The sequence below is a fragment of the Rhodococcus sp. ABRD24 genome (assembly GCF_004328705.1).
Taxonomy (GTDB): domain Bacteria; phylum Actinomycetota; class Actinomycetes; order Mycobacteriales; family Mycobacteriaceae; genus Prescottella.
In genome coordinates this window covers 1,978,413-1,992,160 of sequence record NZ_CP035319.1, presented here as the reverse complement: position 1 = coordinate 1,992,160, position 13,748 = coordinate 1,978,413, and the positions used below count along the sequence as shown (strand labels likewise).

Annotated in this window: 10 protein-coding genes; 5 read left to right on the top strand and 5 right to left on the bottom strand. The window is 67.7% G+C overall.

Translation table 11 applies throughout. The features are described 5' to 3' along the window. The first annotated feature begins 2 nt into the window (after positions 1 to 2). On the top strand, positions 3 to 587 hold the full coding sequence (epsC, locus tag ERC79_RS08830) for a serine O-acetyltransferase EpsC (RefSeq protein WP_131577460.1): 585 nt from the start codon (positions 3 to 5) through the stop codon (positions 585 to 587). A gap of 175 nt (positions 588 to 762) precedes the next feature. Next, positions 763 to 1,617, top strand: coding sequence for an SDR family oxidoreductase (locus ERC79_RS08825; RefSeq protein ID WP_131577459.1), 855 nt, complete (start codon positions 763 to 765; stop codon positions 1,615 to 1,617). 18 nt (positions 1,618 to 1,635) lie between these two features. Here the strand turns inward: ERC79_RS08825 and ERC79_RS08820 are convergent, their stop codons facing one another. The 4 genes from ERC79_RS08820 to ERC79_RS08805 all read right to left on the bottom strand — a co-directional run bounded on the left by ERC79_RS08820 (position 1,636) and on the right by ERC79_RS08805 (position 7,145). Continuing rightward, on the bottom strand, positions 1,636 to 3,570 hold the full coding sequence (locus tag ERC79_RS08820) for an APC family permease (protein ID WP_242676863.1): 1,935 nt from the start codon (positions 3,568 to 3,570) through the stop codon (positions 1,636 to 1,638). A 230-nt stretch (positions 3,571 to 3,800) separates the two neighbouring features. Further along, complete coding sequence (locus tag ERC79_RS08815; protein WP_131577456.1) at positions 3,801 to 5,249, bottom strand: aldehyde dehydrogenase; 1,449 nt, start codon at positions 5,247 to 5,249, stop codon at positions 3,801 to 3,803. A 118-nt stretch (positions 5,250 to 5,367) separates the two neighbouring features. Next, positions 5,368 to 6,258, bottom strand: a complete 891-nt coding sequence (locus tag ERC79_RS08810; protein ID WP_131577454.1) for an ROK family protein — start codon at positions 6,256 to 6,258, stop codon at positions 5,368 to 5,370. Positions 6,259 to 6,368: 110 nt separating this feature from the next. Continuing rightward, positions 6,369 to 7,145 (bottom strand): class I SAM-dependent methyltransferase, encoded by a 777-nt coding sequence (locus ERC79_RS08805; protein WP_131580899.1) that lies wholly within the window; start codon positions 7,143 to 7,145, stop codon positions 6,369 to 6,371. 182 nt (positions 7,146 to 7,327) lie between these two features. Here ERC79_RS08805 and ERC79_RS08800 point away from each other — a divergent pair, with 182 nt between their 5' ends. The 3 genes from ERC79_RS08800 (at position 7,328) to ERC79_RS08790 (ending at position 11,713) form a co-directional block, all read left to right on the top strand. Continuing rightward, positions 7,328 to 8,566: a glycosyltransferase family 4 protein gene (locus tag ERC79_RS08800; RefSeq protein WP_131577453.1), complete on the top strand. Its 1,239-nt coding sequence runs from the start codon at positions 7,328 to 7,330 to the stop codon at positions 8,564 to 8,566. A 240-nt stretch (positions 8,567 to 8,806) separates the two neighbouring features. Further along, on the top strand, positions 8,807 to 9,937 hold the full coding sequence (locus ERC79_RS08795) for an Ig-like domain-containing protein (RefSeq protein ID WP_131577451.1): 1,131 nt from the start codon (positions 8,807 to 8,809) through the stop codon (positions 9,935 to 9,937). A 30-nt stretch (positions 9,938 to 9,967) separates the two neighbouring features. After that, positions 9,968 to 11,713, top strand: a complete 1,746-nt coding sequence (locus ERC79_RS08790; protein WP_131577450.1) for an Ig-like domain-containing protein — start codon at positions 9,968 to 9,970, stop codon at positions 11,711 to 11,713. Between the two features lie 536 nt (positions 11,714 to 12,249). Here ERC79_RS08790 and ERC79_RS08785 read toward each other — a convergent pair. Further along, entirely contained in the window at positions 12,250 to 13,722 is a 1,473-nt protein-coding gene (locus ERC79_RS08785) for a cellulase family glycosylhydrolase (RefSeq protein ID WP_131577448.1), read from the bottom strand. Positions 13,723 to 13,748 lie beyond the last annotated feature (26 nt).

Here is a 13,748-nt window from a genome sequence, read left to right as displayed (position 1 = left end):
TCGTGAGTGTCCTGCGCACCGTCCGGGAGGATCTTCGGGCCGCACGAGGTCAGGATCCGGCGGCGCGCAGCGACGTCGAGAACGCCGTTGTGTACTCGGGCCTGCACGCCATCTGGGCGCACCGGATAGCCCACCGGATGTGGGCCGTGCCAGCGCTCCGCGGACCGGCCCGTGTAGTCGCACAGTTCACGCGGTTCCTCACCGGCATCGAGATCCATCCCGGTGCCTCCATCGGGCGGCGGTTCTTCATCGACCACGGCATGGGTGTCGTGATCGGGGAGACCGCCGAGATCGGTGACGACGTCATGATCTATCACGGCGTCACGCTCGGCGGCCGGTCACTCGCGAAGACCAAACGGCATCCGACGATCGGCAACCGGGTCACCATCGGCGCCGGCGCGAAGGTGCTCGGCCCGGTGGTGATCGGCGACGACAGCGCGATCGGCGCCAACGCCGTCGTCACCCGCGACATCCCGGCCGACTCGATCGCGACGGGGATCCCAGCGGTGGTGCGGCACCGCAGTGGCAAGCAGCACGAGCAACTCGTCGACCCGACGACCTACATCGACCCGGCGATGTACATCTGAGCGAGCGCCTTCGAGGCGGAACGGTCCCCTGGGGCCAGCCTCGTCGGGCTGCTTGGGTGCGCTTGTGCGAAGGGGTCTTTCAGCTCACTCCGGGGTCGGCGTAACGTGTCGGACTTGACGTCGTCTCCGCCGAGGACGGTCCTCGGTGCCGAGCGGCCGTCGTGGGAGGGTGTACATGGGCGTCTATGCGGTCACCGGTTCGGCATCGGGTATGGGACGCGCGGTCGTGGACAGGCTGACGGCAGCGGGCCACACCGTGATCGGCGTCGACCTCGCGGGTGCTGAGGTGGCCGCCGATCTGTCGACCCATGAGGGACGCCGGCATGCCGTGCAGGAAGTGCTGTCGCGGGCTGCGGGCAAGCTCGACGGCGCAGTGCTGGCCGCCGGGATGGGTCCGGTTCCCGGTGCCGAGCGCCTGCCTCTGCTCGGTTCGGTGAACTATCTGGGAGTGGTCGAACTCCTCGACGGATGGCGAGCCGCACTGTCGGCAGCGGGCAATGCCAAAGTGGTTGTCTTCGGAAGCAATTCGACGACGACGACGCCTGCGGTGCCGCGGCGTACGGTGAAGGCGCTGCTGTCCGGCGATGTCGACAAGGCGGTGCGGTCGGTGCGGCTTTTCGGAAAGCACGCCGCACCGATGATGTACGCCGGATCGAAGATTGCCGTCTCCCGCTGGGTCCGCCGCCACGCGACGACGAAGGACTGGGCCGGTGCCGGTATCCGGCTCAATGTTCTTGCCCCGGGCGCGATCATGACGCCGCTGCTCGAGAAGCAGCTTTCGACGCCGTCGGAGGCCAAGTTGATCCGGCGCTTTCCGGTGCCGGTCGGTGGCTTCGGCGATGCCGGGCAGCTCGCGGACTGGGTGGTGTTCATGCTCTCCGATGCTGCGGACTTCCTTTGTGGAAGTGTCGTTTTCGTCGATGGCGGGTCGGATGCCTACTTCCGTCCGGACTCCTGGCCCAATCCGGTCCCGATCTCCCGCCTCGTTCCGTATGCGTGGCGCTTCCTGAGGTATCGCGGCAACCGGTGAGCCGCGCAGGCTCGCGCCTCAGGGCTTTCCAGGCGGCGGCGGTGGTGCGGCGCGCAGGACGCCGGTGCGGCTGGCGGGGTCGAACGGCACGATGATCGCCACCGCGTGCGGGACATCGCTGATCGCGTGGGCGATGCGATCGGCGGTGCGGTCGTGCAGGACTCGGCCCAGGATGGAGCTGTAGATGCGGCGCGGCAGCAGGACGCTGATCTCGGTTCGCGGCGCGGTGGCGCGGGCGATCATTTCGAGGATTGCGTGATTGAGCCGCCGGTCCGGGCATTCGATGAGCTCGAGCGGCACCGCGAGGTCGCTGTTCTCCCACTGCTTCTTGAGTTGTTCGGCGTGCGCGCTGTCGAGCACGAAGTGCACCGCCCGCAGTTCGCTCGGGCGTAGGCTTCGGCCGTACCGCAACGCCTCGATGGTCGCGAGGTCGAGGGCGTCTACCAGCACGACGACGATGTGATGGGAGTACACCGCCTCGGCGTCGGCCTCGGCGTCACCGAGCTCGCGCAGTTCGGCGGCCTCGTCGCGATACTCGCGATTGAGCCGGATCAGCAGCAGCACCAGCGCCGGGAATACGATCACCACCACCCAGGCGCCCTCGGTGAATTTCGCGATCGCGAAGATCGCGACGACGATCAGCGATGTGATGCCGGCAGCGAGGTTGATCGCGAGGCCGCGGCGCCACCCCGGCGAGCGGGTCTTCTGGTGGTGCCGGGCCATCCCCAGACCGGCCATCGTGAAGCCGGTGAACACGCCGATCGCGTAGAACGGGACGAGTGCGTTGACCTTGGCGTCGGTGGCGATCAGCAGGACGATCGCGATCGCGGTGAGCACGATGATCGCATTGGAGAAGACCAGCCGGTGGCCGCGCCGCCGCAGCTGTCGCGGGAGGAAGGCGTCGTCGGCGACGAAGCTCGCGAGGAACGGGAAGCCGTTGAAGCTGGTGTTGGCGCCGGTGAACAGGATCAGGGCCGTCGCCGTCTGCACCATCACGAACAGGATGTCGCCGATCATGCCGGAGCCGAACACGATCCGGGCTTCCTGGCTGATCACCGACGGGTAGCCGGCCGCATACGGGGTGGCATGGGTGAGGTATGCGAGCAGTGAGACGCCCGCGACGAGGAACGCAAGGACAGACGCCATGATCACCAGCGCCCGGCGTGCGTTGGCGCCCTCCGGTTTCTGGAAGGCGCTCACGCCGTTGCTGATCGCCTCCAGCCCGGTGAGGGAGGTGCCGCCGTTCGCGAACGCGCGCAGGATCACCAGCACTGTCGCGCCCATCACCAGGCCGTCGCCTTGGCCGACCGGGACGGCACCGTCGAGCGTGGTGGGATCGATCCGGTCGAGGTTGCCCAGCAGCGCCTGGATCACTCCGGCGACGATGACGACCCCGATCGATCCGGCGAAGAAGTACATGGGGAATGCGAACGCGCGTCCGGCCTCCTTGAGTCCGCGCAGGTTGCCGTACGCGAGCAGTAGCACCGAGGCGACGGTGATCTCGAGGCTGTACGGTCCGAGAGCCGGTATCGCCGACACCACCGCGACGGTGCCCGCGGCCGACTGCACCGCGACCGTCACGACGTAGTCGATGAGCAGGGCGACCGCCGCGATCTGAGCGGTCTTGGGGCCGAAGTTGTCCCGCGCGACGACGTACGAGCCGCCGGCGCGGGTGTAGAGCATCACCACCTGCCGGTACGACAGCGTCAGCAGGATCAGAATTACCAGAATGACACCGGTGATCGGCAGCAGCAGTGTGAACGCGGCGAGGGCGGCGTATGGCAGCAGTTCGATCAGCACCTGCTCGGGACCGTACGCGGACGACGAGATGCAGTCCGGGGAGAGCACCCCGAGTGCCGTCGTCTTCGACAGCCGCTCCTGGTGCAGGCGTGCGGTGGTCAGCGGTGGGCCGAGGAGACGGCACTTGATCCGATAACTGAGCCTCTCGGGCAGGACGGGTTCGGTGCCGCGAGGGGCCGAACGGGCGAGAGGGTCCACGGGTGCTCCAGGGTTGCTCCGGGTCCGTATCGGCCATGCCCCTCCAGTTCTACTCGCCGACCGCCGGTGGCCGCACCGGAATCCGGCTGTCGGGCTCGGTGCGGGGGAGTACATGTGCCGGAGGAACGTGTCAGGCGCGGCCCCGAATCGAAACGGGGCCGCGCCTGACGGAGTGTCGTGCTCTTCTAGCCGGTGTATCCGGGCGGCATGAGGACGGACTTGAGCTCGCAGTACGCCTCGAGGCCCTCCGGTCCGCTCTCGCGGCCGATGCCGGAGTTCTTGTACCCGCCGAACGGCGATCCGGGATCGAAGGCGTACCAGTTGATCGCGTACGTGCCGGTGCGGATCTGCTTGGCGATCTCGATGCCCTTGTCGATATCGGTGGTGTACACCGAACCGGCCAGGCCGTAGTCCGAGTCGTTGGCGATCTTGACGGCCTCGTCGACGGAGTCGTAGGGGATCACGGACAGCACGGGTCCGAAGATCTCCTCGCGGGCGATGGTCATCGAGTTGTCGACGTCGGCGAAGATGGTCGGCTCGACGAACCAGCCCTTCTCCAGGCCGGCCGGGACGCCGCCACCGAGTACGACGCGGGCACCCTCCGCCTTGCCCTTCTCGATGTAGCCGAGGACCTTGTCGCGCTGCTTCTCGGTGATGATCGGACCCAGCTGGGCGGCCGGGTCGTCGGGCATCCCGACGGGCATGAATCCGGCGGACTGCACCATGGCCTCGAGGATCTCGTCGTAGCGCGAGCGCGGCGCGAGGATGCGGGTCTGGCCGACGCATGCCTGGCCGGTGTTCATCAGGCCGGACATCACCAGCATCGGCATGGTCGTCGCGACGTCCATGTCCTCGAGCAGGATCGCGGCAGACTTGCCGCCCAGCTCGAGGGAGCAGCGCTTGAGCTGCTCGGCCGCGAGTGCACCGATCTTGCGGCCGACGGCGGTGCTGCCGGTGAAGGTGACCTTGTCGACGTCGGGGTGCGAGACGAGGTACTCGCCGGTCTCGGCGCCGCCCGGCACGATCGACAGGACGCCCTCGGGCAGTCCGGCCTCGGTGAAGATGTCGGCGAGCATGTTCGCGTTCAGCGGGGTCTCCGGCGCCGGCTTGAGAACGACGGTGCAACCCGCGAGCAGGGCCGGAGCCAGCTTGTTGATCGCGAGGAACAGCGGCACGTTCCACGCGACAACCGCGCCGACGACGCCGACCGGCTCGCGGTAGACCTTGCTCTGGCCGAACGGACCCGTGCGGGTCTCCTCCCACGGAAACTCGGTGGCGAGCCCGGCGTAGTAGTTGAGCGTCACGACCGACATGGTCTTCTGCATCATCTCGACGCTCGACGCCGGTGCGCCCATCTCGTCCGAGATGGTGGAGATCAGCTCGGCGCTGCGCTCCTCGATCAGCTTGGCGACCTTGGCGAGGATCTCGCCGCGCTGAGCCGGGGTGGTCTCGACCCACGGGCCCGACTCGAGGGCCGCGCGGGCGGCCACGACGGCGGCGTCGATGTCGGCCGGTGCGGCGACGGGAACACTGCCGACGCGCTCCTCGGTGGCGGGGGAGAACACCTCCAACCGCTGGTCGGTGGTCGGAGCGACCCATCGCCCGCCGATGAAGAGTTTGTCGTAGTCCGTCATCTGTCCATCCTCGCTCTCGTGGAGTGCTCCGAGTCACACTAGAACACGTTGCAGAGAACTGGAACAGCCGGAGATCATTTCCCCGGTATCGGTTGTCGAGTGCGCGGGATAACGGGTTTCAGGACAGGTCGTCGGTTGCCAGGATCGCGGCGCCGGCGAGTGTGCCCAGCACGCCGAGTTCGGCGGGCACCAGGCGCAGTCCGGTCAGGAACGACAGCCGAGCGTGATCGGCCGCCGCCGCCGTCATCGGCTCCCACAGCGCGGGCCCGGCCTGCGCGAAACCGCCACCCACCACGACGAGCTCGACGTCGAGGAGCGCCGCCGCCGATGCGAACGCCCGTCCCAGCGCGGTACCCGCGCGCTCGAGTGCGGCAGCCGCGGTGGGTTCGCCGAGCGCGGCGTCGACGGCCAGGTCCGCGCCCGTCGCGCCGACCCATCCGTTGGCCCGCGCCCAGCGCAGGGCAGCGGGGCCGCTCGCGACGGTCTCGAGGCAGCCGTGCGCGCCGCATCCACACGGTTCGTCGGCGCCCGGTGCCACCACATGACCGATGTGCCCGGCGTTGCCGGTGCGTCCGCCCATGATCCGGCCACCCCTGATCACACCGCCGCCGACCCCGGTCGACACGACGACGCCCAGCAGGTCCGAGGTGTCGCGTCCGGCGCCGAGGCGGTGCTCGGCGAGGGCAGCCGCAGCGCCGTCGAGCACGAGGCGAATGGTCGCCTCCGGGAACAGCGTGCGTACCGCGTCGGCAATCGGGAAGCCGCCGCGCCATTCGCCGATGTTGACCGGCGCGACCGTGCCAGTCGCGGTGTCGACGGGTCCCGCGGACGCGATTCCGACGGCGGTGACCGTTGCGCCGCCGGCCACCTGTCGCAGCAGTTTCGCGCCCGCGTCCCATACGCCGGATTGCGGCGTCGAGACGGTCACCGGGTGCTCGAGCGAGCCGTCGGGCAGCGTCCGAGCTGCCGCCATCTTGGTGCCGCCGACGTCGAGTGCAAGTGCGGTCATGGTTCGAGATTAGTGGCCGCACCCGCGTCACGGCCTCCCGCGATTTGCGCACTTGTCGCGCGTTCGCGGCCCGAAATTCAGCGATAAGTGCGCAAAACGCGGGGTGGGGGTCAGCGCTTACGGACGACGAGGACCAGGTTGCTCACCAGCAGCTCGCGCAGCACCGGGATCTTCACCATCCACCACGCCCAGCGCGGGTGGTAGCGGGGGAAGGCGGCGAGGACGTCACCGCCGGTCTGGGTCTTCGCCCAGCGCAGCCCGTCCTTCGCGCCGATGTCGAACAGCGAGACGCCGTACCGGTTCTTGGGTTCCTTGCCCTGCTTGTGCTTGTACCGCTGGGCCGCGTACTCGCCGCCGAGGTAGTGCCACGGGCCGGTTTCGTGGCCGCCGAACGGGCCCCACCACAGGGTGTACGACAGCACCATCAGCCCACCGGGACGCGTCACCCGCAGCATCTCTTCGGCCATCACCCACGGCTGCGCGACGTGTTCGGCGACGTTCGACGAGAAGCACACGTCCACCGACCCGGTACGGATCGGCAGCGCCAGCCCGGAGCCGCGGATCGAGTCGCCGACGGTCAGCCCGGCGGCGTGCATCTCCGACGGGTCCGGTTCGACCGGGATGTAGCGCGCCCCGGCTGCGTCGAACGCGTCCGCGAAGTAGCCGGGTCCGCCGCCGACGTCCAGCACGGTCGTTCCGGTGAGGTCCCGCTCGGTGAGCCCGCGGTACAGGTCGCCGATCAGCTCCACCGAGTCGCGCGCGAGGGCCCCGTAGAACACGTCCGGGGCGGTCTGTTCGTACCGGAAATCGCCGAGCAGTCCGACCGACCGCTTCAGGGTCGCGCGGCGGGCGAAGTGACGTGTGACACGGGGTGCGCGGGTGGGGATGACGCGGGGTGCGCGGGTGGGGGTGATACGGGGTGCGCGGGCGGGGATCACGGGAGAAACCTTAGCGATCGGACATACCGCGCTCCCGTTCGCCGGTTTCCGCTACTTGACGGTAGGGTTCGCCGCCTCCAGCCGATAAGGTGTGTCGCAGGCAACTGTTCGAGCCATAAGGGGGCACGCCCGTGCGAGAGGTTCTCCTGCTGTGCTGGCGTGACACCGGCCATCCCCAGGGCGGCGGCAGCGAGCGGTACCTCGAGGAAGTTGGTGTCGGGCTTGCTCGACGCGGAATCAAGGTCACGTTGCGGACCGCCGGCTATCCGGGGGCGCCGCGTGCGGAGTTCGTCGACGGGCTCCGGATCAGCCGCGGCGGTGGACGTCTGACGGTGTATCCGCGCGCCCTGGGTGCGATCGTCGCCGGACGGCTCGGTTTCGGGCCGCTCGCCGGTCTGCGTCCCGACGCGGTGATCGATACCCAGAACGGCATTCCTTTCTTCTCCGCGACGGTGTCCGGCGCGCCGGTGACGGTGCTGGTGCATCATTGCCACCGTGAGCAGTGGCCGGTCGCCGGCAAGCTGATGGGCCGCATCGGCTGGTGGATCGAGTCCCGGCTGTCGCCGCGGGTGCACCGCGACAGCCAGTACCTGACGGTGTCGCTGCCATCGGCCGACGAACTCACCGAACTCGGTGTCCAGCGCGACCGCATCGCGGTGGTGCGCAACGGTGCCGACGCGATCCCGGCGGGTGTCGAGCCCGGAGACAGCCACACCCGCACCGTGCATCCGAGTGTGTGTGTGCTGTCGAGGCTGGTTCCGCACAAGCAGATCGAGGATGCCCTCGCCGCCGTCGCGGAACTGAGCCGGACCATCCCTGGGCTGCACCTCGATGTGATCGGCGGCGGGTGGTGGGAGCAGAACCTGCGCGAGAGCGCGCACGAACTCGGCATCGCCGACGCCGTCACGTTCCACGGGCACGTGCCGGAGCAACGGAAGCACGAACTGCTCGCGCGGTCCTGGGTGCATGTGATGCCCTCGCGCAAGGAGGGGTGGGGGCTCGCGGTGATCGAGGCCGCGCAGCACGGCGTGCCCACCGTCGGCTACCGCAGCTCGAAGGGGCTGACGGACTCGATCATCGACGGTGTCACCGGTCTGCTCGTCGGTGGGGATACGGAGGACGCCGTGGCAGACCGCACCGCTTCCGTCCCGGCGCTGACATCCGCCGTCGAATCACTCCTGCTCGACGCGGAGCTGCGGGCCGAGCTGGGCGACAAGGCGCGGCTGCGAGCAGCGGAGTTCTCGTGGGCGCAGACCGCGGCCGGCGTGCACGCGGTGCTGGCGGAATCAGCGGCCGGCCGTCATGTTTCGGGCCTCATCGCCGGAATCGAAGCCAGCCCGGTGGCGCCGGCGGGACTCCAGGACGCCTAGACCTTGCGTTGAGCTGCCGGCCTGATCGAGGGCCAGCCCGCTGTGGTGGTCGGGCGGTGACGTCAGTCGATCGGCATAGAAGTACCGGAACGACGCGGTTACCGGACGAACGTCCAACTTCTTCGGTCAAACTCGGCATCCAGGCATAAATGATGTGTTCTACTGCCCTGAGTCCACCTCGTGTCAATCCTCGTGCGCCTCCGAGCTTCGAGGTACTCGAACGCCACTCAAGGAGAAATCATGATGTCGTCATCGGTACGCCGGAGTGTGGCAGCTGCCGCGTCCATGGCCGGCTGCGTTGCCCTCGTGGCGGGGGGAGGGGGCGTGGCGTCGGCCGCGGCCGTGGATCTTCCGTTCACGGCGTCGTGTCATGGATGGCAGTACCCGGGGCCGATCACACACAACGAGACGCGGGATTCCGGTGTTTCCGTCAGTGCCCCAGCCGTGGTCCCGCCGAACTCGTCGTTCACGTACCGCATCCAGCCGAAACCGATGACCGTGCCGAGCGACGGATATGACCTTCGCAAGGTGGTGAACTGGACCCGGCTGAAGTTCGACTTCGATATCCCGGTGGGTACGACATTCTCCGGCGCGGAGATCGTGCCCGGTACGAGCTCGAATCTCGGCGGCGTCGCCCCGACGGTCACCCGGATCAACGACAACGGCTCCCCCGATCCGGCCGGTAGGCATCTGCGCGTCTCGGGCAACAACATCACCGCCGGAAACGGCCCCAACACCGACGACAACAGCGGCGGCGGCATCGAGGTCGGCGGCGGCCAGACGTTCCAACTGCCCGCAGTGGACGTCACGGTCACCTCCGGTGCGCCGGGTACTCAGATCAAGCCGATGCTGCGTGTGTCCGATACCAATTCGGGTTCCTACGACAGCGCCAACAACTACCTGACCTTCCTGCAGCAGGAGACCCTGCTGGGCGGCGTGAAGTACTGGCTGACGACCAATTGTTCGCCGCGTGACAGTCGCTCGGCCGGGCTCAACGCAGGCGGCCAGCCGTTGACCGTCATCAATGTCGACTCGAGCCTGGCGCAGACGCAGACCCGAATCGACGCACCGGGAACGGCCGTCGTCGGTGACTCGGTGGAGCTGAAAGCCACCGTCACGCCGTGGCCTTCGGGTGGCATGGTCCAGTTCCGAGACGGCGGTGCCGATCTGGGTGCACCGGTGCCGGTAGTCAACGGTGTGGCCACCGCGAATCGCACGATGAGCACGGTCGGCGACCATGACATCACCGCGTACTACACGGGAACCGCAGGGTTCACGGAGTCGATCTCGGGTTCGGTGACGATCAGCGTGACCGAGAAGGAGGCCGGCGGCAGTGGCGGCAGTCTGGCCGGCATCGGTTTCGGTTCCTGAGTCCCGCAACGAGAAACGGAGTTTCTGTAGATGAGTAAAGTTTTGCGTCGCGGCACCTCGATCGCGGCCGTGTCTGCCCTCGCGGGCGGTTTGCTGATGGTGGCCGGTAGCGCCACTGCCGCAACCGGATCGGTCACCAACTCAACGTCGTTCACTGCGGCCTGCCATGTGCGGGAGCTCGATAACGTTGCAAGTCCGATCACCTTCAACGAAACGATCGGATCCGGGGTCACCGTGACCGCGCCCGAGACCGTCGAGCCCGGTGAAACCTTCACCTATCGCATCCAGCCCAACGAGATGAAGGCGCACAAGGGCGGCCATGCCAGCCGCAATGTCGTGCACTGGGCCCGTATCAAGTTCGACTTCGACATTCCTGCCGGGACGGAACTCATAGGCTCGCAACTGGTTCAGGGCTCCTCTTACGGGCTCGGCTCCGACAGCGCCACCCCGACCGTGACCCGAATCGATGACGATGGCAACCCGTCGGCGAGTGGAACCCATCTGCGGATATCGGGCCAGAACCAGACCACCGGAAACGGCCCCAGCTCCGCGGGTCGCTCGAGCGGCGGAATCATTGTCGGGGCGAACACGGCATTCCGGCTCCCCGCGGTCGACGTCACGGTCAAGGCCGGCGCGGCCGGCACCGAGATCAAGCCCATGCTGCGGGTCAACGAACCGGGCTCGGCGAAGTACGACGATTACAAGAATGCTCTGACGTTCGTGCAGAGAGAGAAAGACTTCACCGGCATGGAGTACTGGGAGCGCTACAACTGCTCTCCGCGCGACAACAGGTCCTCCGGACTCAACGCCGGCGGTCAGGCACTGGCCACCACCTACGTCACCCAGCCGACCACCACCACCGTCGAGATGCCGTCGACCATCCAGGCAAGCACGCCGACCGAGCTGGTCGCGACTGTCGCACCGGCTCCGGTGATCGGCAATGTGCAGTTCCGCATCGACGGTAGCGATTATGGTGCGCCGGTGGCTCCGGGACCCGACGGCAAGGCGCGCATGCCGTACACATTCTTCACCGCCGGCACTTTCCGAATCTCGGCGGCATTCCAGGGCGTCAACGGATTCCAGAGCTCGAACTCCACCGAAGCCACGGTGACGGTGACGCCGGCGCCCGTGGTCAAGCAGACCGACACCGTCGTCACGGTTCCGGCGGAGGCGAAGACCGGGGCCTCGGTGACGTTGCGGGCCAAGGTGTCACCGACCCCGACCGGTGGGACTCTGCAGTTCAAGGATGGTTCCGTCGACATCGGTAGCCCCGTGGCGGTGGGCGCTGACGGTGAGGCCACGCTCGAACACATCTTCACCTCGGCAGGCGTGCGCCACGTGAGCGCTCAGTACTCCGGAGCGACGGGATTCATGGCGTCGATAGCACCGGCGCGGCAGGTGACGGTTTCCGACCCGGCACCGTCCGACGTGACGACCTCGACTTCCCTCACGGTCCCGGCGAAGCCGACGAAGAACGCTGCGGTGGAACTGTCCGCGACGGTCGCGCCGAACCCCGGCGGCGGTTCGGTCCAGTTCTATGACGGCGCTCAGCCGATCGGCGAGCCCGTCCTGGTCGGTCCGGACGGAGTGGCCCGGATGCAGCACACGTTCACCACGACCGGCGAGCATCGGATCACCGCTGAGTTCGCTGGGCGTACCGGGTTCACGCAGTCGGAGTCGGCCGAATCCATCGTGACCGTCGCGGAGGGTTCCGGAGGCGGAAGTACCGGCGGTGGGACGGGCAGCCTCGGTAGCCTCAGCGGCTTCGGCTCCTGATCTCGGTCCATATCCGACGCACTGCCCCTACTCCTCGTGGAGGAGTAGGGGCAGTGTCGTTTCCGGGAGTCGTTTCCGGGAGTCGTTCCGGACCGGCGAGCAGTCGTCGGCGGGTTGGCCGCTCCGGATCGGCCTTGCGGCCGAGTCGGTCCCGCAATCCCACACTCGAGGTTTCCGTGGAAGCGGTTACGTCGGAACGACGCTCACCGTTGCCGAGATGGAACTCCTGGTCCCGAGGACCGGAAGAAAGTCCTCACCGCATCGAGTCATCTGGCCGAGACGACGGAATCTCAACTCAACCACCCGAGGTCGTTCCCCCTCAGGTGCCCAGTCAAGATCGAAGAGCCAGGTTGATCGGATTTCGACATGACGATGCAGTGGTGATTCAGTCCCCCGAAGATCGCCTCCGGGAGGTTGGGGAGCTCTCGGAGGCGAGGTGCAAGCGGGACTGGCCGATCAACGGATAGTGTCGCCGTCGAACGGGCTGGTCGGGGCAGCACATCATTCGGGTTCGAGGGTGCCCCGTGCTCGCCAGATCAGGGCGTCGGAGTCACCGTGACGGTCACACTGTCGGTGTCGATCGGAGTCCGCACTGTGAGCAGCCGATTCTCCCTATCCCAGCTCACCACGTCAGCACCCTCGACGTGGACACCGCCGGGGAAGCCGCTCTTGGGCAGGTAGATCTCGGTGGGGGCGGTGACTGCCGGGTCGGGGCGCAGCGTCAACTGCAGGCGGTCGGCCGTCGATGACCATTCGGTGGGCGTGCCGGCCACCGCGCGGGGGTACGCCTTGTTCAGGGTGTCGACGAGAAGTGTCTGCGTTCCGTCGGGCAGGTACGGGCCCCAGGGGCCAGGATCGCTGGACCAGTACGACACTCCTGCCCCCAGTTCTCGCGCGGTCCCGTAGACGCGTTCGAGGTAGTCCTGGGCGCCGGGCAGCGTGGTGTCCAGTCCGAATTCGCCGAGGATGATGGGCACGTCGCCGAGCACCTTGGCGGTGTGGGTGGTGTTGGCGCGCCAGGCGTCGATGGTCACGTCGGTGAGCGTCCGTGCAATCCCCTCATGTCCTCCACCGATATCGAGCGGGAGCGGGTACAGGTGCGGGCAGTAGGCGATGCGCTGCTCACCGGCGCGGGGATCGTCGATCTTGGTGAGTCCGCTGGGCAGGCCCTGGTTGACGCCGATTGCCTGCGGTGCCACGCAAACCCAGCTGTCCTGGTCGACCTGCCGAATGGCGTTGGTGGTCCGCTGATACAGCGCGGCGAGGGGACCGGCCTCGAACGGCGACCCGATCATGGAGCCTCCCCAGGGCTCGTTCATCAGGTCGTAGGCTACGACGGCGTCGTTGTCGGCGAAACGCTCGGCAACCGCCCGCCAGGCGTTCGCGTAGTGCTCGGCGAGTTCGGGGTGCTTGCCGGTGGTGTTCCAGAAGTTGTCGAACGCCCGCATCACGCCCGGCTGAATGTAGTACAGCTCCCACCGGTCCTGGGGCTCGACCGAGAGACCATCGGTGTACGTTGCCCACGCCGGCGCACCGTTGCCGATCGGCCCTGCTCCGTTGCCGGTATCGCCGCCGGGAATGGCCGCACCGGAGTACACGTCCTGGTGCATGTCGAGCATCACCTTGTAGCCGCGCTCGGCGTACCAGCCGACCCGTTCCTCGACCCGGTCCAGATATGCCTGGTCGTACTGCCCCGGAGCGGGCTCCACCGAACGCCACGAGATCAGGAACCGCACGAAGTTCGTTCCCATGGCGGCATATTCGCGTTCGAGGTCCGCCTCGGTGAACTTCGGCATGCCGTCCGGCGCGCTCTTCGAACTCGATGCGGTGTTGAACCCGCGCAGGATCAGGGAGCGACCGTCCTCATCCTTCAGGTAGGCCGGCGTCAGTGCGGCGCCACCGCCACTGCCACTCCCCGACGTGGGCAAACTGCTTTGGGCGGCGGCCACGCCGCCACCGAGAACGAGCGAGCCGGACATGATCAGCGATACGAGCCGGATGCGACGCACGGAACCTCCTACTGGATACCTGGTTT

Excerpts from the sequence above, each read along its gene's own strand:
- ERC79_RS08810 (WP_131577454.1), bottom strand. The coding sequence starts at position 6,258 with ATGACCGCACTTGCACTCGACGTCGGCGGCACCAAGATGGCGGCAGCT.
- ERC79_RS08795 (WP_131577451.1), top strand. The coding sequence starts at position 8,807 with ATGATGTCGTCATCGGTACGCCGGAGTGTGGCAGCTGCCGCGTCCATG.
- ERC79_RS08790 (WP_131577450.1), top strand. The coding sequence starts at position 9,968 with ATGAGTAAAGTTTTGCGTCGCGGCACCTCGATCGCGGCCGTGTCTGCC.
- ERC79_RS08815 (WP_131577456.1), bottom strand. The coding sequence starts at position 5,249 with ATGACGGACTACGACAAACTCTTCATCGGCGGGCGATGGGTCGCTCCG.
- ERC79_RS08825 (WP_131577459.1), top strand. The coding sequence starts at position 763 with ATGGGCGTCTATGCGGTCACCGGTTCGGCATCGGGTATGGGACGCGCG.